Origin of the sequence: Campylobacter concisus, from assembly GCF_002913745.1 — a bacterium.
In the GTDB taxonomy this organism is placed as follows: Bacteria; Campylobacterota; Campylobacteria; order Campylobacterales; family Campylobacteraceae; genus Campylobacter_A; species Campylobacter_A concisus_R.
Genome location: NZ_PPCG01000051.1, coordinates 11,612 through 30,805, shown reverse-complemented (window position 1 = coordinate 30,805; position 19,194 = coordinate 11,612). Strand labels below are relative to the sequence as shown.

Here is a 19,194-nt window from a genome sequence, read left to right as displayed (position 1 = left end):
GAAAAAGGTGAGCACAAAAGAGGAATTTGCAGCTGGCAGAAAACTTTACTACGCTACTTTCTCTAAATTCTTCGTATTTAGTGAAGATGAAAAGAGACTTGATGGTCTTAGTAAAATGCTTGATCTCATAGAAGAATATAGCCTAAACGATGAAGTCTCGCATGCTGTTGCAAAGATAAAAAGTAAATTTAATGAAAAAAGTCCAGAGAATTTGATCACGGAATTTGATGACATTTTTCACACTCCGCCAAGTCCACTTCGAAACTCACTCTCTTTTTATGATGAGGGATATGAGGTGGGTCATGCTTGTGCTGATGTGCGTAAAATTTTGGCTAAGACAAACATCAGAAGAGATGAGAGTAAATTTAAAGAGAATGAAGATAATGTAGGCTTTGTCTTTACACTTATGAACGAGTTTATCGGTAAATTTGACGAGTGCGAAGAGGAGCTTTTTAAAAATATTATAAATCCAAACATTGATGAGTTTATAGAGAATTTATATGAGCATAAAAATAGTGAAATTTACAAGGACGTGGCCGTTTTGCTAAACGAATTTATCGCGTTTGAGCGCGTGGCACTAAACTCACCAAAACCAGTCAAGATAGACCACAAAAAGAGCGATGGTCTTTCAAGATCTGAAAGCATAAGAAGAGAAAAAAATAGGATAAGAAAACTAAGAACGGATGGTACATATGCAAAATAGACGCGAATTTCTAAAAAAAATCGGCCTAGTTGGCGCTGTGGCAGCAAGTGGTGCGGTAGCAGCAAATGCTAATGAAAATTTAAAATCAGGAAAGAGTAAAAAGACCGAAGTGCTTTATAAAAGAAGCAAAAACTGGGAACTTTACTACAAACAAGCAAAATAAAATTTGATAGAAATTTAAGAAAGGATGAAAATGTCTGAAGCTAGATTAAACACTACGCCAAACAACATCGGCCGTAGATCGTTTTTAAAAATGGCTGCATTAGCAAGTACTTGTGGCGCGGCCGGCTTTGCAGCAAGCAATGTCACAAGAGAAGCAACAGCAAAAGAGATGGCAAACCCATTTCCAGACTCAAAAATAGTAAAAACTGTCTGCACAGTTTGCTCTGTAGGATGCGGAGTACTAGCAGAGGTAGAAAATGGTGCATGGGTACGTCAAGAAGTAGCGCAAGATCACCCAGTAAGTGCTGGCGGTCACTGCTGTAAAGGTGCAGACGTTATCGATATGGTGCGCTCACACTGCCGTGTAAAATATCCGATGAAAAAAGTTGGTGACAAGTGGCAACGCATCTCTATGACGCAAGCACTTGACGAGATCGGCGCAAAGCTAAAAGCTTACCGCGAGAAAAATCCAGAGCAAGTAATGTTCTTAGGATCAGCAAAAGATAGCAATGAGCAGAGCTACTACATCAGTAAATTCTCTGCGATGTTTGGGACGAACAACCTAGATCACCAAGCAAGAATTTGACATAGCGCAACAGTCGCCGGTGTGGCGAATACGTGGGGTTATGGAGCTATGACAAATCACCTTGGAGATATCCAAAACGCGAAGTCTATCTTTATAATCGGTGCAAATCCAGCAGTAAATCACCCAGTTGGCTTTAGACACTTTTTAAAAGCAAAAGAGAATAATGGCGCAAAGCTGATAGTGGTCGATCCAAGATACACAAGAACTGCGGCAAAGGCTGATTATTTCGCACAAATTCGCCCAGGCACAGACATACCATTTATGTATGGCATGATAAATTTGATATTTGAAAACGGTTGGGAAGATAAAAAATTTATAGATGAGCGCACATACGGCATCGATGAGATCCGTAAAGAGGCTGCAAAATGGACACCAGAAGTCGTTGAAGATGTGACTGGAGTGAGCGCTGCGACTCTAAAAGAGATCACAGAAATTTATGCTAAAAACCGCCCTGGCTCAGTCGTTTGGGCGATGGGTCTAACTCAGCACACAATAGGCAGCTCAAATACTCGTATAGCTCCGATCTTGCAACTAGTTCTTGGCAACATGGGCGTAAGTGGTGGCGGATGTAACATCCTAAGAGGCCACGACAACGTTCAGGGCGCTAGCGACATGGCAAACGCACCTGATAGCTTGCCTGGATACTACGCTAAAAACGAAGCTACATGGAAATATTTTGCCAAAATGTGGAAAGTGGATTACGAGTGGCTACAAGGAAATTTCGTAAAACCAGAGTGGATGATGAAGCCTGGATTTACTCTAGCTCGCTGGTGGGCTGGTGTGCTTGATGGCAAAGATGGCAACGACGCTATTGAAAACGCAGGCGATAGCCTAAAAGCTCTTGTAGTTATAGGTAACGGCATAACATCTACTGCGCAACAAGCAAAGGTTCAAGAAGGTCTTGACGGACTTGAGCTTTTAGTGCTTATGGATCCATTTGTAAATGATGCTGGCGTTATCACTAATAAAAAAGATGGCGTTTATCTTCTCCCAGCAGCAACTCAATACGAAACTAGCGGCACAGTCGTAGCTACAAACAGAAGTGGTCAATGGAGAAGCCAAGTATGTAAGCCACTTTATGAGAGCATGCCAGATCATGAAGTTTTATTTGAACTAGCTAAACGCATAGGCTTCTATGATGAGCTAACTCGCACCATAAGGGACGCTGATGGCAAGATAGAGTGGCCAGAAGCTGCTACCCGCGAGATAGCAAATATCGTAAAAAGTATCGGACTTACAGGCTGGACACCTGAGCGCCTAAAACGCCACCAAGAGAACTGGGATAAATTTGATGAAAAAACACTTATGGGCAAAGAGGGCACTGACGTAGCTGGTGAGTATTACGGCTTGCCATGGCCTTGCTGGACGGAAAAGCACCCAGGCAGTCCAAATTTATATGATATAAGCAAGCCAGTAATGCAAGGTGGTATGGGATTTAGAAACCGCTTTGGTTTAGAGCATAACGGTGTTAATCAGCTAGCAGCCGAGGGCTCTGCTCCAGCGCAAGGTGCGATAAATGGCGGATATCCTGAGATAACAAAGAAAAATATCGAAGAGGTTCTTGGCATAAAACTTACAGACGAAGAGCGCGAAAAAATGGGCGCTACATGGGCTACTGATGGCAGTGGCATAATCGCTGAAAAATGTATGCAAAAAGGCATAGCTCCATACGGCAATGCACGTGCTAGAGCGATAGTTTGGACATTTGCCGATCAGATCCCTAAGCATAGAGAGCCGATCCACTCACCAAGACCAGATCTAGCCAAGAAATATCCAAGCTTTAAAGATAAAGCAAAACAATACCGCGTTGATACTAAATTTGAAAGCTTGCAGCAAAGTAAGGACTTCTCAAAAGAATTCCCGATAAATTTGACTACGGGACGCCTTGTAAACTTCAGCGGTGCTGGTATGGAGACACGTGCTAGTAAATATCTATCACGTATTACGCCTGAGATGTTTGCCGACATCCACCCAGAGCTAGCAGCCAAACATGGCATTAAAAATTGGGACTTTGTTTGGGTTCATTCACCTGAGGGCACTAAGATCAAGGTTCGCGCAAGAATCGTGCCATCGGTCAAGCCTGATATGATCTTCTTGCCATTCCACTGGGCTGGATATATGCAAGGTGTTGATATGACTGGAAATTTCCCTGAGGGAACAAGACCTTTTGCAGTTGGCGAGAGCGCAAATACCGTAACAAACTACGGATATGACATAGTCACTCAAATTCCAGAAACAAAAGGCGGTCTTTGCCGCATAGAAAGGGCATAATATGAGCGCATTTAACGATAACAATAGACTTAAATTTTACTGCGACACAGATAGATGCATTGATTGCAACGGTTGCGCGGTGGCGTGTGATGAAGCTCATGAGTTGCCTATCGGCGTTAGAAGACGCCGTGTTATAACACTAAATGAAGGCATACCTGGCAAAGAAATTTCAACATCAATCGCATGTATGCACTGTGAAGACGCGCCTTGTTCGCTTGTTTGCCCAGTTGATTGTTTCTACATCAGAGCTGATGGCATCGTGCTTCACGATAAAGATATCTGCATAGGCTGCGGATACTGCTTGTATGCTTGCCCATTTGGCGCACCACAATTCCCTAAAGATGGTGCGTTTGGAGCAAGAGGCGTAATGGATAAATGCACTATGTGCGCAGGCGGTCCGCTACCAACTAATAGCGAAGAAGAGCGCGAAGTATATGGACAAGATAGAATTTCTGAGGGCAAAGTGCCAGTTTGTGCTGCGATGTGCTCTACAAAGGCTTTGTTAGTTGGCGAGTCAGATGTGATCGAAAAAATCTACAATGACAGAGTTACTGCAAGAGGTTATGGCGAAAAAGACCTAAAGCAAACTACTGTTTGGAAGATCGCTTACTACGCTGGTGACAGACTAAAACTAAAAGCGTAATTTTATAGGTGCTTTTTGCACCTATAAAATTTGTTATTTCCTCTAATTTTATACTTTAAGAAATATGCCTATCTTGCATATCAAATTTTAATTATAATAGCGTTTATTTCGTATCAAAATGCGTTTAAGCTTTTTGCTTTGTTTAAGCAAGTTTTTACTACAATCCAAATTAAATTTAGCTTTTTGGGCTATCATTTGTGAAAACTTCAAGGAGCAAGATGAAACCGATTTATAAAACGCAGATCATCAAATATAAAGGCGAGCAAAAAGCACAGGTTGATGATATTTTGGTGCGTGAGATCAAGCTTGAAATTTACATAAATGACAAAAAATTTGGTGCCGTTATGGCAACGCCAACGGATCAAAAGGCGCTTGCTGTGGGCTATTTGATCAGCGAAAACGTCATCACAAAGCCAGAAGACATAGCTGAAGTTAGGCTCTCAAGCGACGAGCTAAGCGTCTATGTAAGCGCCAAAGTGAACGAAAAACGCCTAGAGCAGTTTGACGAAGAGAAGGTCATAATAAGTGGCTGTGGCAGAAGCTCAACAGCAAATATTGACCCACAGGCGATGGCGGCAAGAGCCGTAAAAAGCGGGGCTAAATTTAACAAAGATATGATCCTTGCCCAAATGAAGGAGTTTTACACGCAGTGCGAGCTTTATGAGATGACTGGCTGCGTGCATACGGCAAAGCTCTTTGTGAGCGAAGATAAATTTTACATAGGCGAGGATATCGCTCAGCACAACACGATCGATAAAGCCGTTGGCAAGGCCGTTTTAAACGGAGCTAACTTAGCAAATTCATTTTTGATGGTGAGTGGCAGGCTTAGTTCGGAGATGGTCGCAAAGGCCGTTATGCACGGCATCCCAGCGCTTATCTCAAGGACAGCGCCGACTAGCCTTGGCGTGGTGATCGCTCGTAAATTTGAGCTCACGCTTTGCGGCTTTGCAAGGGGCGAAAATATCAACGTTTATAGCGGCGAAGAGAGAATTGATGAGTAAAAATTTAGAAGAGCTAATAAAACAAACGCTAAATAAAAGCGGCAAACTTGACTGCGGAACGGCTTTTAAGATCGCAAATAAACTTGGCATAGAAGTCGGCAAAGTGAGCGACGAGGCAACTAGACTTGGCATCAAGATAGATAACTGCGAGCTTGGGCAGTTTGGTGGCTTGGATAAAGACCGCGGTAAATTTACATTGTCACTAAAACTAAAAGAAGTGAGCGACGAAAAGGGTAGAGTTTTTTGCAAAGATGCAAGGGAGATGGCGGCAGCTAATGGCGGACTAAAGACCATGCGCTCGACGCTTAGAGACTACGGCTTTGATGTGAAGTACTGTCAGCTAGGCTGTTTTAAGGAAAAGAAAGGCAAAAAGATGAGAGTAAAGACAAAGACTTGGATAGAAAACGACGAGGGCGAGCTTATATTTGGCAAGGGCAAAACCGAGGTTTTAGACGTTATAGCCGAGGTTGGCTCGATATCAAAGGCAGCTGAAATTTTAGGCATGAACTATAAAAAATGCTGGTCGCATCTGCAAATTTTGCAAAAAAATTTAAAAGAAGATCTCTTTACAACCAAGCAAGGCGGCGGAGATAGCGCTGGCACTACGCTAAATGATAGAGCACACGAGCTCATAAACGCCTATAAACAGCTTCAAAACGACATCGAGGACTATGCAAATAAGCGCTTTAAAGAGCTATTTTTAAAACAAGACTAGAAGAAAAACGATAAAAAATAAACCAAATTTTTAAAAGGAGAAAAACATGTATGTAAAACTAAACGACAGGACTTATCTAAACAAGGATAAGATCACTAGAATCAAGATCGATAGCGTTCAAGACGGCATTCGTATCCGTTTCTACGAGGGTGCAAACCAAGTTGCTAAGAGCCAAAGATTTGAGAGTGAAGCAAAAGCTAACGAGTGGTTAGAGAAAAACTTCTTAAACAAATAAACACACGCGAGTGGGCGCCCTGCCCGCTTGTAACCTCACTTTATACAAAATTTCATTATAATCGCGCTTTTAACCAAAAGGAAAATCGTGCCAACTATAGATGAAGTAAGAAAAAATATCATTTTAAAAGATGGAATTTACTATTTTGACTACACGGCCTCAGGACTTGCCTATGCGCCTATCGAAGATGAAATTTCAAACTTTTTAAAAACCTACGCAAACACTCACTCAGACAGCAGCTCAAGCGCCGTGCTAACGCAAAAACGCTACGAAAACGCAAGAGCCGAGCTAAAAGAGCTTTTGGGGCTTGATGATAGCTTTTATCTAATAGCAACAGGCCAAGGCGCAACGGCTGCGATAAAGAAATTTCAAGAGATAATGGGAATTTATCTGCCGCCAGCAACAAGAGCCTTGATCGGCGAAGCAAATTTAAGAAGCGTAAATTTACCACTCGTGCTGGTTGGGCCCTATGAGCACCACTCAAACGAAATCAGCTTTCGCGAGGGGCTTTGCGACTGCGAGCGCACCTTGCTTGATGAAAACGGCGAGATAGACTACGTGATGCTTGAGAGGACACTAAAACTAAACGCAAAAAGAAAGATCATCGCCTGCTTTAGTGCCGCCTCAAACGTCACAGGCGTGAAAACCGACTACAAGAGAATTTACTCGCTCGTTAAGAAATTTGGCGGAGTAGTGGCATTTGACTGCGCGGCAACCAGCTCGCATGAAATTTTAGACTCCGCCTACTTTGACACGGCCTTTTTCTCGCCTCACAAGCTACTTGGAGGAGTTGGGAGTTGCGGTCTTTTGGCGATCAAAAAAGAACTTTATACAAGCGACATACCAAGCTTTGCAGGTGGCGGCACTATCGCTCTTGCAACGCCATCAAAACACCTTTTTATAAAAAATGTCGAGCAGCTTGAAGAGGCTGGCACGCCATCTATCTTGGGGCTGGTACGAGCAAGTCTAGCTTACAACTTGCAAGCAAGTGTCGGAGTAGAAAATATCAAAGCACGCGAAGAGGAGCTGGCAGATTTTTTTGAAAAAGAGCTTAGCAGCATCGAAGATATCACTATTTATGGCCCTAAAAGTGCAGAAAAACTGCCTATTTTTTCATTTAATGTGCGAGACATTTCACCTTATGACTTTGCCGCAACTCTTAGCAACAACCACGGCATACAAAGCCGCGCTGGTGTGATGTGCGCTGGGCCTTATGCTTTTGATCTACTGGGGCTTAAAGAGAATAAGATCTTAGAGAAAAAGCCAGGTTTTGTAAGGGTGAGCATGCACTACACGCACACAAAAGAGGACGTGCTCTATCTCATAAACGCTATCAAATCATCTATCAAAAAGCACCGAGAGCTTTGGGGCGAAGAGAAGGCGATGTATGAGATGTTTGGCGGTAAAATTTAGGCTAATTTATTAGGCTTTGAAATTTAAATGCTTTGCCTTAAACAGCTTCTGCAAAATTAACTCTGTTTTTTTTAAATTTAAACCAGCCTATCTATATAAAATTTAGTCAGTCTGAAATAAAATTTAAAATTTATCATAGTAGGACATAAGCTCAACAACAAAGCTTGCCTGCCCACTCAATAAAAATATTCAAATTTAACTTGTAACTTTAGTGGCGGTTACAACTTTTGATTTGCCCAAATTTTAATAGCAAGTTTTTTAAAAATAGGTTTTGAAATTTAAATGCTTTGCTTTAAGTAACTTCTGTAAAATTAGTTTTTTAAATTTGAACCTGCCTCATCTACATCAAATTTCATCACTCCAAAATAAAATTTGATTATAAAACTAAAACCTACCATAGCTATGCACAAGCCCAACCCAAAAACACACACCGAAACAAATATCTTCAAATTTAACTTGTAACTTTAGTGGCGGTTACAACTTTTGATTTGCCCAAATTTTAATAGCAAAGTTTTTTTAAAAAAATTAGACAAAGTAAGCCGTGTAAATTTAATATCCTATGCACTTAAATTTACTAGCTTTAAAGTTGATAAATTTAACAATTTTTTAAATTTAGAAGCCAAGATTTCAAATTTTATTTTGAAATTTCATCTTTTATCTTTTGATAAAGCTCCAAAATTTCATCTTTTTTAATGATAAAACTATTTTTATTTGCGATTAGATAGGCTGAGCTTTGCATGATGTCGCCAGCTACCTTTAGCCCATTTTGCTTCATGGTCGAGCCAGTTTCGACCACATCGACGATCGCATCGCTTAGCCCAACAAGTGGTGCTAGCTCGATCGAGCCATAGAGCTTGATGATCTTGACGCCAACAGCAAGCTTGGCAAAGTAATTTCTAGTGATATTTGGCATCTTAGTAGCGATCTTTAGCTCAGACCTTGAAAAATCAAGCTCATCTTCGTTTTTTATGCCGATGCAGACCTTGCACTTGCCTATTTGTAGATCAAGCAGCCTTACTACATTTGGCTTATGCTCTTCAAGTACGTCAAGGCCGACCACACCGATATCTGCAGCTCCTTCAGTGACGTATGTTGGTATGTCTTGGTTGCGAACCATTAAAAATCTAAAATTTCCCTCTTCAAGGATGAGCTTTCTATCCTCAAACATAAAGCTCGAACCAAAAATTTTTCTAAAAATTTCAAGTGTATCTTCTGCGATCCTGCCCTTTGGCAAGGCTACTGTTATCATTTTAAAATTTCCTTTTTCTCATCGATTATTTTTTGCATGGCGCGAAAGATCAGCATTTTGTCGCAAATGGCATTTTTAAAAAATTTAGACAAAAAGTCGCCATCTCCGCCAGTAAAATAGACTTTTTTGCTACCTGCTAGCTTTGAAATAAGCGTGATAATGGGCTTTATGATGCCATAACTAACAGCGTCGCTCGTCTTTTGAGGCAACGCATCGATGTCAATTTGTGAATTTAGTGTCACATCAAGGCGTGGCGAGATGCTTTTATAAGCATTTAACATAGTTGCGATGCCTGGCAAGATATAGCCGCCAAGATGAAGTGAGTTTACCATTATATCAACGGTTATGGCACTTCCAGCATCTACTATAACGCCATCATTTATCATATAGCAACCTGCTTTTCTATCTACACCAAGACCTTGATAGATCGTGTCTATCTCAAAGTAAGGCTCTAAATTTACAAACATTTCGTCATTATCTATCATGCGCAAAATTTCTTCATTTACACAGATAAAATAGACCTTTTCGTCTGGCTTGTAGTTTTTAAATTCACTAACTTTTATATGTGTGATCTTGCCATTTTGCAAAAAAGAGGCGTTGGTGTTGCCGATATCACACAAAATCATAACAGCTCCAGCCTTCTTCTTTGAAGTAGTTTAGGGATTTTGAGCAAATTTGAGAGTTGTAAAAGATCACACGTTTTTTGATCTTGGTTTGAAATTTCTCTTCAAATTTAGTGCAAATTTCATTTATCTCACTGGCTTCTTTGACCAAAAGCCTGCTCTTTGCACTTCTTAAAAAAACGATCTCGTAGAAATTTTTTGTATCGACACCAAAAAACGCCTCAAGCGAGCGTTTCTTGGTAAATTCGCTAAGGTCAAGCCTTTTTAGATCTCTTAGCAAGATCTTTTTAGCTTCAAAAAGCTCCCAAATTTTTTGGTTCATTGCCCTAGATTGACATACTCGTTATCGTAGTAAAATGCGCCATTGCCCATAAAACTTTTATCTTTTATCTCATCGCTAAATTCATAAATTTCAGCTCCACTAAGGTCTAAATTTGTCTTTATAACATAGCCTGTTTTTTCGATGACATAGAGCTTATTGTTGATGATAGTAGCCGCTGAGAATATAGCAAATTTGAAATTTACCTTATTTTGCTCTTTTAACATGAGGTCTGTTCTTACGATCGTGCCATCTTTTTTAAAGATGTAAATTTCATCGTTATGAACTAGCACGTCTTTGATCTCACCGTCATAATATACTGTCTGGCTTGGGTTGATGACGATTAGTTTTTTAGCTGTTGCTGCGATTAGGTTATCGCCCTCAACGCCTAAAAATATGATGTTATTAAAGAAATTTTCAGAGCTTACGACAACGTCGCGTAAAATTCTACCAGTATCTTTTTGAACGATGTAAATTTTACCATCAAGCGCTGGATAGACGATGAGCGAGCTCATGAAGTAAGGTGCCACAACTCTTGAATCAACCGCTGCGATGTCAGATGAGCTATACTCCATTAGTATCGTAGCTGTGTTGATATCGATTAGATAGATGTGGTTTGATGCGCTGATAGCTGCAAGCTGGTTTTGATCAAGTGAGGCTGCTACGATCGCAGTTGGGAATTTACCGCTATAAACGCTGTGGCCGCTAGGATCAGTCACGTTTAGGTCGCCATTTATGCTAGCTGAGATAACAAAGCCGTTGTTTTCGTTTAAGAAGTTGAAATTTTCAGGCAAGGTAACGCTTTTATTTAGCCCATTTTTCGTGATGATGTTGCCATTATCCAGCGTTGCGCCATTTGCATTCGCTGATTTGATGTAAGAAGGAAGATCTTTTGATAAAGATATCTCGCCAGAAGTTTGCGCAGGCTCAAAATATTGTCTTTTTGTGCCGCATCCGCTTAGAACTAGAGCCAAGGCAAAAGCCAAGAATAGTGTAAGTTTTTTCATTATTTTATTCCCTGATAGTGTTTTAAATTTTTAACTAAAGTTTGTAGTTGTGAGTCAAGCGCGATCTTGTCAAATTCCACATTTGCCTCTTTGATTTTATTTTGTTTTAAAAGCTCAAAACCTTTTAAAAGTGCGTTATATTCGCTTAAAATTTGAGTATTAGCATCGCCGGTTTGTGAAAGGATGATATCTTTTACGATCGGATTTACTTTTAAATTTGCAAGCTCGCTAATGCCTTTTGTATCGTTTTTATCAAGCATTTGCCCAAGTGAGAAAAGCGCATATAAGCTTGGCTCTTTCTCCTTTAAAACATTTAAAGCGCTTGCGTCATTTGGATTTAAAATAAGCTTTGAATAGGCTAAATTTGCCTCCTCAACTCTGTTGTCGTTTAAAACTTTACTAGCGTAAAATCCGATGAGTGCGACGATAGCTGCCACGCATAGCACGATCAACAAAGTTTTATATTTCCTAAAAAAACGCTCTCCCTTGATCATACTCTCAAGAAACTGCTCCTGGGCGTCGATCTCTTTTTTTATCTCGGTTAAGTCTTCTTTTATAGCCAACGTTTTTCCTTGCTTTTGAAAAATTTTAATTCGCAGATTTTAGCATAATTAAATTAAAAGTAGCCCAAAATTAAAGCTTGAATGTGATATAATGCCTCAAAATCAATTAAAAGGTTGCTTAATAATGCAAATAGACGACACTCTCTTAAATAAACTAGAAAAACTCTCCGCATTACAAATTAATGATGAAAAAAGAGAAGAGATCAAGAAGCAATTAAGTGAAATCGTATCTTTTGTCGATGTTTTAAATGAGCTTGATCTAAGTAGCGATGAGGCCGTAGTTAGCTCTATAAAAGGTGGCACTCCATTAAGAGAAGATGAGCCACATTTAAGTGACGTTGTCGATGAAATTTTAAAGCACGCCCCTTCACGCGAGGGACACTTCTTTGCCGTGCCAAAGATCATAGAGTAAAATATGGATCTAATCGAACAACTAAGAGCGCAAAGCTCGGACGCTCAAGCCAAAGCATCAGAGAGTAATCTCTCTGGTGACATCCAAATGCTTCTAAAAACCGTTGTTTTCAATAAAGCCAGTGACCTCCACCTAGTCTCAAGGTCTGAACCTCAGATAAGGATAGATGGCACTTTAAGGCCGCTTGAATTTGGCGTGCTAAGTGGCAAAGATATAGAAAATTTATGCTACGCTCTGATCACAGATGCCCAAAAGAGCGAACTTGAAAACAATAAAGAGCTTGACTTTGCCATAGAGCTTCCAAATATCGGCCGCTTTCGTGGCAACTACTACTACACGATGAATGGCGATCTAGCCGCAGCTTTTCGTATCATACCTATCGACATCCCTTCGCTTGATGATCTAAATGCACCACAAATTTTTAAATATATCATCAAACGAGAAAAGGGTCTTATCCTAGTTACTGGACCAACAGGTAGCGGTAAATCAACGACGCTTGCAGCGATGCTTAATGAGATAAATTTAAATTATAGAAAGCACATCATCACCGTTGAGGACCCAGTCGAGTTTGTACATAACAACAAAAAAGCCCTATTTTCACATAGAAACATAGGCACCGACACACACTCTTACTCAAAGGCGCTAAAATTTGCACTTCGTGAAGACCCAGATATCATACTTGTGGGCGAGATGAGGGATAGAGAGACGATCTCTACGGCTATTACAGCAGCTGAGACTGGGCACCTAGTCTTTGGCACTCTTCACACAAACTCAGCCATACAAACTATAAATAGGATCGTTGATAGCTTCGATGGAAGCGAGCAGCTTCAAGTAAGAAATATGCTTAGCGTTTCGCTAACTGCCGTCATCTCACAAAGTCTGATACCAAAAATAGGCGGCGGAAGGTGTGCTGTGCATGAAATTTTGATAAATAATATGGCGATATCAAACTTGATACGCGAAAACAAAGTGCATCAAATTTACTCTCAAATGCAGCTAAATCAGCAACAAACTGGCATGAGCACGCAGACTCAAGCCTTGATGAAAGCGCTAAAAGAGGGCTTGATCACAAAAGAAAATGCGCTAGCCTACTCGACTAGCCAGCAAGAACTTCAAAATTTAATAGGAACTGTATGATGGATTTAGTAACTTGGTTTGACATTATCGTCATCGCCCTTGTCCTGATACTTGGTGTAAAAGGCATAATAAACGGGCTTATAAAAGAGACTTTTGGACTTATCGGACTTATCGGTGGTCTAGTTGTCGCTAGTAGATTTTCAGATGTAGCTGAGGGCCTAATAAGCAAAAATATCTATAAATTTGAAAATCCTTCATTTTTACAATTTGTCGCATTCATCGGACTTTGGCTAGTTTTTTGGCTAGTTTGTCTGCTAGTTGGCAAATTTTTATCAAAGATAGTTTCAGTAAGTGGACTTGGCTTTTTAGATAGACTTGGTGGATTTGTCATGGGAAGTGGCAAAATTTTCCTCACATTTTCAGCAGTCGTTGCCGTAATGTCAGGCACTTCGCTAAATAAAATGATCGAGCCATACTTCACAAACAGCAAAGTCTATCCGCTCCTGCTTGAAACTGGTAGATGGATAACAAATATCGATGTGAAAAACATCAAAAATGAGCTAGATGAGATGGTAGTAAGACCAAAGGATACAAACAAGAGTGATGCATTTATTTCAATGGATGCAAATGCAAGCACAAACACCGACACAAACGTCACTAAAGGGGAAGAAAAATGATAGAAAATTTAGAATATGATGCTTTGCTTGAGAAATTTAAAAGAGTTCTTCGCGACAACGGTTTAAAATATACAAAACAGCGTGAAATTTTACTAAAAACGCTTTATAACAACGATGAACACTTTACGCCAGAGAGGCTATATCTTTTTATAAAAGAGACCTATCCTGAGCTAAATATCGGCATCGCAACTGTTTATAGGACGCTAAATTTACTAGAAGAATCAGAGATGGTAACATCTATCAGCTTTGGCTCTCAAGGCAAGAAATTTGAGCTTGCCACAAAGCCACACCACGACCACATGATATGCAGAAAGTGCGGCCTTATCATAGAATTTGAAGATCCTATGATAGAAAAAAGGCAAATAAGCATCGCAAAAGAGCATGGCTTTAAACTAACTGGTCACATGATGCAGCTTTATGGAATTTGCGAAAAATGTTCAAAAAATAATATAAAGGGAAAGTAAGGTGATATTTGACAACCAACACGAAATTCAAAGATTAGAAAGCATAGATGAGCTTAGAAATTTAGGCATAAATCCATATCCACATTTTCTTAGAAGAGATATGAATATCTCTAAATTTAGACTTAAATTTAACTATATAAAAGATACAGAAGAGAAAAAAGCAGAGGGGCAGCTAGTAGGCCTTGCAGGTAGGATAAAGCTGATCCGTGACGCTGGTAAAGCGGTCTTTGCAAACATCGAAGACGAAAATGGAAATTTACAAATTTACTTTAGCAACAAGACGCTTGATCCAGAGTGGTTTAAAATCGTTAAAAAATATGTAGAAATAGGCGACATCGTATATGTTAGAGGCTACGCTTTTATAACAAAAACTGGCGAATTTTCAATGCACGTAAATGAGCTTAGCTTAGCTACAAAATCAATTAGTCCGCTTCCAGAGAAGTACCACGGGCTAGTTGATGTTGAGACAAGATATCGCCAAAGATACCTTGATATGATAATGAACCCTGAAGTTAGGGCTGATTTTAAAAAGCGCTCGGTGATTATAAGCACGATTAGAAGATTTTTTGAAGAAAAGGGCTTTTTAGAGGTTGAAACTCCGATGCTTCACCCAATAGCTGGTGGCGCAAATGCAAAACCATTTGTGACATTTCACAACGCTCTTGGAGTTGAGAGATACCTAAGGATCGCTCCTGAGCTATATCTAAAACGCCTTGTAGTTGGCGGTTTTGAAGCTGTTTATGAGATGAATAGAAACTTCAGAAACGAGGGTATGGATCTGACTCACAACCCTGAATTTACAAGTATTGAGTTTTACTGGGCATATCACAACTACCACGATCTAATGGGCATCACAGAGGATTTATTTAATGTCATTTTAGAAAAAATTGGCATGGAGAAAGTGATAAATTTTGATGGTATGGAGATTGATTTTAGCAAGCCATTTAAACGCATAAGCTATAAAAAAGCCTTAGTTGAGATAGGCGGACTTGCTGAAGATATCGTAAGCGATAAGGCTAAAATTTTAGCAAAACTAAGAGCTGATGGCTTTGAAGCAAACGAAAAGCTCGACCTTGGCCACTTGCAGGCTGAACTCTTTGACAACTACGTGGAGAGCAAGCTCATCCACCCAACTTTCGTCATCGACTATCCGATCTCTATAAGCCCACTTTCAAGAAGAAGCGATACAAATCCTGATGTGGCAGAGAGATTTGAGCTATTTATCGCTGGTCGTGAGCTAGCAAATGGCTTTAACGAGCTAAATGATCCAATCGATCAATACAACCGCTTTAAAGCGCAAATCGACGCTAAAAACGCAGGCGATGACGAGGCTCACGAGATGGATGAAGACTATGTAAAAGCCCTAGGATACGGCATGCCGCCAGTTGCAGGCGAAGGCATAGGCATAGATAGGCTTGTGATGCTTCTAACAGATAAAAAATCAATCCGCGACGTTGTTCTCTTCCCGGCGATGAGACCACTAAAAACTGAGACAAAGGAGAATGAAAAATGAGTTTGCAAAGCTACGATAAAGAAATTTTTGACCTAGTAAATTTAGAGCTAAAACGCCAGTGTGATCACCTTGAGATGATCGCTAGTGAAAATTTCACTTATCCAGATGTTATGGAGGTGATGGGCTCAATCCTAACAAACAAATACGCTGAAGGCTACCCTGGCAAGAGATATTATGGTGGCTGCGAATTTGTCGATGAGATCGAGCAAATCGCGATCGATAGATGCAAAGAGCTTTTTGGATGCGAATTTGCAAACGTTCAACCAAACTCAGGCTCTCAGGCAAACCAAGGCGTTTATGGTGCTTTGCTTAATCCAGGCGATAAAATTTTAGGCATGGATCTAAGCCACGGCGGACACCTAACTCACGGCGCAAAGGTAAGTAGCTCTGGCAAGATGTATGAGAGCTTTTTCTACGGCGTCGAGCTTGATGGTCGCATAAACTACGATAGAGTTATGGATATCGCAAAGATAGTAAAACCAAAAATGATCGTTTGTGGCGCAAGCGCATATACAAGAGAGATCGAGTTTAAGAAATTTAGAGAGATAGCTGACGCTGTTGGCGCGATACTCTTTGCAGACGTTGCCCACATCGCTGGTCTTGTAGTAGCCGGTGAGCATCAAAATCCTTTCCCACACTGCGACGTCGTAAGCTCAACTACGCATAAAACTCTAAGAGGCCCAAGAGGCGGCATCATCATGACAAACAACGAAGAGTACGCTAAAAAGATAAACTCTTCTATATTCCCAGGCATCCAGGGCGGCCCACTAGTTCATGTCATCGCTGCAAAGGCAGTTGGCTTTAAGCACAACCTTAGCCCTGAGTGGAAAATTTACGCCAAACAAGTAAAAGCAAACGCTAAAAAACTTGGCGAAGTGCTAATAAGCAGAGGCTTTGATCTAGTAAGTGGCGGCACTGACAACCACCTAATCCTAATGAGCTTTTTAAACCGCGAATTTAGCGGAAAGGACGCGGACATCGCTCTTGGAAATGCTGGCATAACTGTAAATAAAAACACAGTCCCAGGTGAGACAAGAAGTCCGTTTATCACAAGCGGCATACGTGTAGGCAGCCCAGCCCTTACAGCTCGTGGTATGAAAGAGGCTGAGTTTGAGCTAATAGCAAACAAGATCGCTGACGTTCTAAGCGATATCAACAACACCTCTTTACAAGAGAAGACAAAAGCCGAACTAGTCGATCTTGCTCATAAATTTATAATCTACGATAAAGCGACATATTGATGCAAAGTATTGATACATCTCTTATAAAGATAATAACGACCCACTACTACATCAAGCGTGACACGATCGTCAATAAGATAGAGTACAAGGGCAAAATTTTCTTTGATAAATTTGAAAAGATCAACGAACCACTAACTTATAGTGTCATGAAAGAGCATGAGGAGGGCAAAGCTATAATCGCCCACTCGCTGATTAATGCAAGTGATAAGGTCGAAAATATAGTTTTTGACTACAACGGCAGAACTCCAGATAGGTTTTGGCATAGAGCTCAGCTTCTTTTAAGAGAAGAAGGCTTTATAAATTTTACAGCCTACGAGACCAAGACGCCGGGACATTTGCACCTTTATGTGCATAAGGGTCACACTACGCTAAATGAAGCTTGCACGCTTGCAAATATGCTAAGCGCAAAGCTCTCACAAAAGCTAGCCAAAGAGTGGAGAATGTTTCCTAATCAAGATATGCCAAGAGAGTTTAACATCCTAACTTTGCCATATAAGCTCTATCAAAAAGAGCGTGGTGCTAGCTGGTCAAAATATATGTAAGGAGAAATAATGGAAAACGAAGAGTTAAAAGATATACTTTTAGAAAAGGATGATGAGGCAAAGGGCGCAAAACTAAAGAAACTTCTTATGTTTATAGCAGCTTTAGTTATACTTTTTTTGATTATTATAGTCGCTATGAAATTAGTAAATTCAAATGATTCTGTACAATCTCAAAACGAAGCTGACTCAAGACTAGTTCTGCCTCCAGTGCCAGCAGAGCAGCCAGTCGATACGCAAGTGCCTGCACAAGATACAAATTCAGATGTTAAAAAAGGCGATACTCAGCTTTTCGAGCAAGTGCCTATCGTGCCTGAAAATAAGCAACAAGATGATTTTGAAGATATGATCAAAAAGCTAAAAGACAAAGAAGGTGCAAAGCCAGCTCCTAAAACTGAAGAGCCAAAAGAAGTAGTAAAAGCTGTCGAGCATCCAACTGAAGCACCTAAAAAAGCTGAGACAAAGGTAGAGGCTCCAGCTAAAAAAGCTGAAACAAAAAGCGAAACTAAAGCAGAGAAAAAGCCTGAAGCAAAGCCAGCTAAAACTGAGACAAAAACAGAGAAAAAAGCTGAAACTAAAGCTGAGAAAAAACCTGAAACAAAGGTAGAGAAAAAGGCTGAAGCTCCTACAAAAGCAGAAAAAGTAGAGAAAAAAGCTGAAGCTCCAGCAAAGGCTGAGAGCGTCGCAAAAGGCTCTTATGTTCAAGTATTTGCAACTAGTAAATTTAACCCAAATGCCGACTATATGAAAAAAATAGCAGCCAAAGGTTATAGCTACAAAACTATAAAAGCTGGCGAGCTAACTAAAATTTTAGTTGGTCCATTTGATGAAAAAGGGCTACAAAAAGCTGTAAATGACATAAGAAAAGATGTCAATAAAGACGCTTTTGTCTTTAGAGCAAAATGAAAACCTTCGCAGTTTTTGGAGATCCGATAGCTCACTCGGTATCTCCAAGACTACACAACAAAGCCATTGCCGATCTAGCTCTTGATGCCCTATATACTAGGGTCTTGCTAAAAGATGGCAATGAGCTAATCAATAAATTTAAATCCCTAAAACTAAACGGCGCAAATGTCACACTCCCGCATAAAGAATCTGCTCTAAATTTAGCCGATGACGCCTCAGAGGCAGCCCAAAAAATAGGATCTGCAAACACTTTAGTGCTAAAAAATGAGAAAATTTATGCCTACAACACTGACGCACCTGGCTTTTTAAAAGCGATAGCAAATTTCAAAGAGGCAAAAAGCGCCATCATCCTTGGAGCTGGAGGCACCGCAAATGCCCTAGCCTACGCACTTAAATCACAAAACATAGATGTTTGCATACTAAATAGAAGCAAGGCAAGACTTGATAAATTTAAAGATCACTATGAGTGCTTTAGCTGGGATGATTATAAAGAGCATAAATTTGATCTGGTGGTAAATTCAACCTCAGCAGGGCTAAAAGACGATCTTTTGCCAGCACCAAAAGAGATTTTAGATGGCATTTTAAAAAGCGCTAAATTTGCATTTGATGTGATATACGGCAAGCAAACGCCATTTTTAAAAGAGGCTAAAAACCAAAATTTAGCATGCAAAGACGGAGCTGATATGCTCCTACATCAAGCGGTTTTAGCGTTAAATTTATTTTATAACAGTAGCCTCGATGAGAAAAAGATAGAAATTTCTATGCGAGAGGCTCTTAGTTTATAGAGCTCTTGCAAGATCAGATAGTTTAAAAAAATTAATCAAGCTTAATAAGCCAAGCTCTAAAGCTTAGCGATATAAATTTTAACTCCTTTA

The 19,194-nt window shown here is 40.2% G+C and carries 22 protein-coding genes; 17 read left to right on the top strand and 5 right to left on the bottom strand.

What is annotated here, in order from left to right; translation table 11 throughout:
• Positions 1 to 7: 7 nt before the first annotated feature.
• The 8 genes from CYO90_RS06820 to CYO90_RS06785 all read left to right on the top strand — a co-directional run bounded on the left by CYO90_RS06820 (position 8) and on the right by CYO90_RS06785 (position 7,729).
• Positions 8 to 703 (top strand): TorD/DmsD family molecular chaperone, encoded by a 696-nt coding sequence (locus CYO90_RS06820; protein ID WP_103578952.1) that lies wholly within the window; start codon positions 8 to 10, stop codon positions 701 to 703.
• Positions 693 to 866, top strand: coding sequence for a twin-arginine translocation signal domain-containing protein (locus tag CYO90_RS06815; protein WP_103578951.1), 174 nt, complete (start codon positions 693 to 695; stop codon positions 864 to 866). Before CYO90_RS06820 ends, CYO90_RS06815 begins: the two co-directional genes overlap by 11 nt.
• Positions 867 to 896: 30 nt before the next feature.
• Positions 897 to 3,722 (top strand): formate dehydrogenase subunit alpha, encoded by a 2,826-nt coding sequence (locus tag CYO90_RS06810; protein ID WP_103578950.1) that lies wholly within the window; start codon positions 897 to 899, stop codon positions 3,720 to 3,722.
• Position 3,723: 1 nt separating this feature from the next.
• A complete protein-coding gene (fdh3B, locus tag CYO90_RS06805; protein ID WP_103578949.1) occupies positions 3,724 to 4,365 on the top strand; it encodes a formate dehydrogenase FDH3 subunit beta in 642 nt (213 codons plus the stop codon).
• A gap of 218 nt (positions 4,366 to 4,583) precedes the next feature.
• Positions 4,584 to 5,366, top strand: a complete 783-nt coding sequence (fdhD, locus tag CYO90_RS06800) for a formate dehydrogenase accessory sulfurtransferase FdhD (protein ID WP_103578948.1) — start codon at positions 4,584 to 4,586, stop codon at positions 5,364 to 5,366.
• Positions 5,359 to 6,081 carry a winged helix-turn-helix domain-containing protein gene (locus CYO90_RS06795; protein WP_103578947.1) on the top strand — a complete coding sequence of 241 codons (723 nt, stop codon included), beginning with the start codon at positions 5,359 to 5,361 and terminating at the stop codon, positions 6,079 to 6,081. The genes fdhD and CYO90_RS06795 overlap by 8 nt, the downstream gene beginning before the upstream one ends.
• A 46-nt stretch (positions 6,082 to 6,127) precedes the next feature.
• Positions 6,128 to 6,316: a hypothetical protein gene (locus CYO90_RS06790; protein WP_002941192.1), complete on the top strand. Its 189-nt coding sequence runs from the start codon at positions 6,128 to 6,130 to the stop codon at positions 6,314 to 6,316.
• Between the two features lie 87 nt (positions 6,317 to 6,403).
• A complete protein-coding gene (locus CYO90_RS06785; RefSeq protein ID WP_103578946.1) occupies positions 6,404 to 7,729 on the top strand; it encodes an aminotransferase class V-fold PLP-dependent enzyme in 1,326 nt (441 codons plus the stop codon).
• 634 nt (positions 7,730 to 8,363) lie between these two features.
• On the opposite strand, the gene hisG is transcribed toward CYO90_RS06785, so the two are convergent.
• From hisG to CYO90_RS06755, 5 genes are read right to left on the bottom strand one after another with little or no spacing between them, the layout of a single operon-like run.
• The gene (hisG, locus tag CYO90_RS06775; RefSeq protein WP_002941288.1) at positions 8,364 to 8,978 is read right to left on the bottom strand and encodes an ATP phosphoribosyltransferase; all 615 of its coding nucleotides are present in this window, start codon (positions 8,976 to 8,978) and stop codon (positions 8,364 to 8,366) included.
• On the bottom strand, positions 8,975 to 9,604 hold the full coding sequence (locus CYO90_RS06770; protein ID WP_103578944.1) for a type III pantothenate kinase: 630 nt from the start codon (positions 9,602 to 9,604) through the stop codon (positions 8,975 to 8,977). Before CYO90_RS06770 ends, hisG begins: the two co-directional genes overlap by 4 nt.
• The gene (locus CYO90_RS06765; RefSeq protein WP_103578943.1) at positions 9,591 to 9,923 is read right to left on the bottom strand and encodes a hypothetical protein; all 333 of its coding nucleotides are present in this window, start codon (positions 9,921 to 9,923) and stop codon (positions 9,591 to 9,593) included. The genes CYO90_RS06770 and CYO90_RS06765 overlap by 14 nt, the downstream gene beginning before the upstream one ends.
• The gene (locus CYO90_RS06760; protein ID WP_103578942.1) at positions 9,920 to 10,927 is read right to left on the bottom strand and encodes an L-seryl-tRNA selenium transferase; all 1,008 of its coding nucleotides are present in this window, start codon (positions 10,925 to 10,927) and stop codon (positions 9,920 to 9,922) included. Before CYO90_RS06760 ends, CYO90_RS06765 begins: the two co-directional genes overlap by 4 nt.
• Positions 10,927 to 11,490 carry a hypothetical protein gene (locus tag CYO90_RS06755; protein WP_021085040.1) on the bottom strand — a complete coding sequence of 188 codons (564 nt, stop codon included), beginning with the start codon at positions 11,488 to 11,490 and terminating at the stop codon, positions 10,927 to 10,929. Before CYO90_RS06755 ends, CYO90_RS06760 begins: the two co-directional genes overlap by 1 nt.
• Positions 11,491 to 11,614: 124 nt before the next feature.
• Here CYO90_RS06755 and gatC point away from each other — a divergent pair, with 124 nt between their 5' ends.
• Genes gatC through CYO90_RS06710 form a run of 9 tightly spaced genes read left to right on the top strand, consistent with a single transcriptional unit; the run spans position 11,615 to position 19,104 of the window.
• On the top strand, positions 11,615 to 11,902 hold the full coding sequence (gatC, locus tag CYO90_RS06750; RefSeq protein ID WP_021085025.1) for an Asp-tRNA(Asn)/Glu-tRNA(Gln) amidotransferase subunit GatC: 288 nt from the start codon (positions 11,615 to 11,617) through the stop codon (positions 11,900 to 11,902).
• 3 nt (positions 11,903 to 11,905) lie between these two features.
• Positions 11,906 to 13,039 (top strand): type IV pilus twitching motility protein PilT, encoded by a 1,134-nt coding sequence (locus tag CYO90_RS06745; RefSeq protein ID WP_103578941.1) that lies wholly within the window; start codon positions 11,906 to 11,908, stop codon positions 13,037 to 13,039.
• Positions 13,039 to 13,656, top strand: a complete 618-nt coding sequence (locus CYO90_RS06740; protein ID WP_103578966.1) for a CvpA family protein — start codon at positions 13,039 to 13,041, stop codon at positions 13,654 to 13,656. Before CYO90_RS06745 ends, CYO90_RS06740 begins: the two co-directional genes overlap by 1 nt.
• The gene (locus tag CYO90_RS06735; protein WP_002941362.1) at positions 13,653 to 14,120 is read left to right on the top strand and encodes a Fur family transcriptional regulator; all 468 of its coding nucleotides are present in this window, start codon (positions 13,653 to 13,655) and stop codon (positions 14,118 to 14,120) included. Before CYO90_RS06740 ends, CYO90_RS06735 begins: the two co-directional genes overlap by 4 nt.
• Before the next feature lie 4 nt (positions 14,121 to 14,124).
• A complete protein-coding gene (lysS, locus tag CYO90_RS06730) occupies positions 14,125 to 15,633 on the top strand; it encodes a lysine--tRNA ligase (protein WP_258030687.1) in 1,509 nt (502 codons plus the stop codon).
• On the top strand, positions 15,630 to 16,874 hold the full coding sequence (locus tag CYO90_RS06725) for a serine hydroxymethyltransferase (RefSeq protein ID WP_103578939.1): 1,245 nt from the start codon (positions 15,630 to 15,632) through the stop codon (positions 16,872 to 16,874). Before lysS ends, CYO90_RS06725 begins: the two co-directional genes overlap by 4 nt.
• Positions 16,874 to 17,416 carry a DUF1882 domain-containing protein gene (locus CYO90_RS06720; protein ID WP_103578965.1) on the top strand — a complete coding sequence of 181 codons (543 nt, stop codon included), beginning with the start codon at positions 16,874 to 16,876 and terminating at the stop codon, positions 17,414 to 17,416. Before CYO90_RS06725 ends, CYO90_RS06720 begins: the two co-directional genes overlap by 1 nt.
• A gap of 9 nt (positions 17,417 to 17,425) precedes the next feature.
• Positions 17,426 to 18,319, top strand: a complete 894-nt coding sequence (locus CYO90_RS06715) for an SPOR domain-containing protein (RefSeq protein WP_103578938.1) — start codon at positions 17,426 to 17,428, stop codon at positions 18,317 to 18,319.
• Entirely contained in the window at positions 18,316 to 19,104 is a 789-nt protein-coding gene (locus tag CYO90_RS06710) for a shikimate dehydrogenase (protein WP_103578937.1), read from the top strand. Before CYO90_RS06715 ends, CYO90_RS06710 begins: the two co-directional genes overlap by 4 nt.
• Positions 19,105 to 19,194: the final 90 nt, after the last annotated feature.

Coding starts and splice junctions, on each gene's coding strand:
- CYO90_RS06715 (WP_103578938.1), top strand. CDS start 17,426: ATGGAAAACGAAGAGTTAAAAGATATACTTTTAGAAAAGGATGATGAG.
- CYO90_RS06720 (WP_103578965.1), top strand. CDS start 16,874: ATGCAAAGTATTGATACATCTCTTATAAAGATAATAACGACCCACTAC.
- hisG (WP_002941288.1), bottom strand. CDS start 8,978: ATGATAACAGTAGCCTTGCCAAAGGGCAGGATCGCAGAAGATACACTT.
- CYO90_RS06795 (WP_103578947.1), top strand. CDS start 5,359: ATGAGTAAAAATTTAGAAGAGCTAATAAAACAAACGCTAAATAAAAGC.
- CYO90_RS06740 (WP_103578966.1), top strand. CDS start 13,039: ATGGATTTAGTAACTTGGTTTGACATTATCGTCATCGCCCTTGTCCTG.
- CYO90_RS06710 (WP_103578937.1), top strand. CDS start 18,316: ATGAAAACCTTCGCAGTTTTTGGAGATCCGATAGCTCACTCGGTATCT.
- CYO90_RS06735 (WP_002941362.1), top strand. CDS start 13,653: ATGATAGAAAATTTAGAATATGATGCTTTGCTTGAGAAATTTAAAAGA.
- CYO90_RS06765 (WP_103578943.1), bottom strand. CDS start 9,923: ATGAACCAAAAAATTTGGGAGCTTTTTGAAGCTAAAAAGATCTTGCTA.
- CYO90_RS06770 (WP_103578944.1), bottom strand. CDS start 9,604: ATGATTTTGTGTGATATCGGCAACACCAACGCCTCTTTTTTGCAAAAT.
- CYO90_RS06725 (WP_103578939.1), top strand. CDS start 15,630: ATGAGTTTGCAAAGCTACGATAAAGAAATTTTTGACCTAGTAAATTTA.
- gatC (WP_021085025.1), top strand. CDS start 11,615: ATGCAAATAGACGACACTCTCTTAAATAAACTAGAAAAACTCTCCGCA.
- CYO90_RS06760 (WP_103578942.1), bottom strand. CDS start 10,927: ATGAAAAAACTTACACTATTCTTGGCTTTTGCCTTGGCTCTAGTTCTA.
- fdhD (WP_103578948.1), top strand. CDS start 4,584: ATGAAACCGATTTATAAAACGCAGATCATCAAATATAAAGGCGAGCAA.
- CYO90_RS06815 (WP_103578951.1), top strand. CDS start 693: ATGCAAAATAGACGCGAATTTCTAAAAAAAATCGGCCTAGTTGGCGCT.
- CYO90_RS06745 (WP_103578941.1), top strand. CDS start 11,906: ATGGATCTAATCGAACAACTAAGAGCGCAAAGCTCGGACGCTCAAGCC.
- CYO90_RS06790 (WP_002941192.1), top strand. CDS start 6,128: ATGTATGTAAAACTAAACGACAGGACTTATCTAAACAAGGATAAGATC.
- fdh3B (WP_103578949.1), top strand. CDS start 3,724: ATGAGCGCATTTAACGATAACAATAGACTTAAATTTTACTGCGACACA.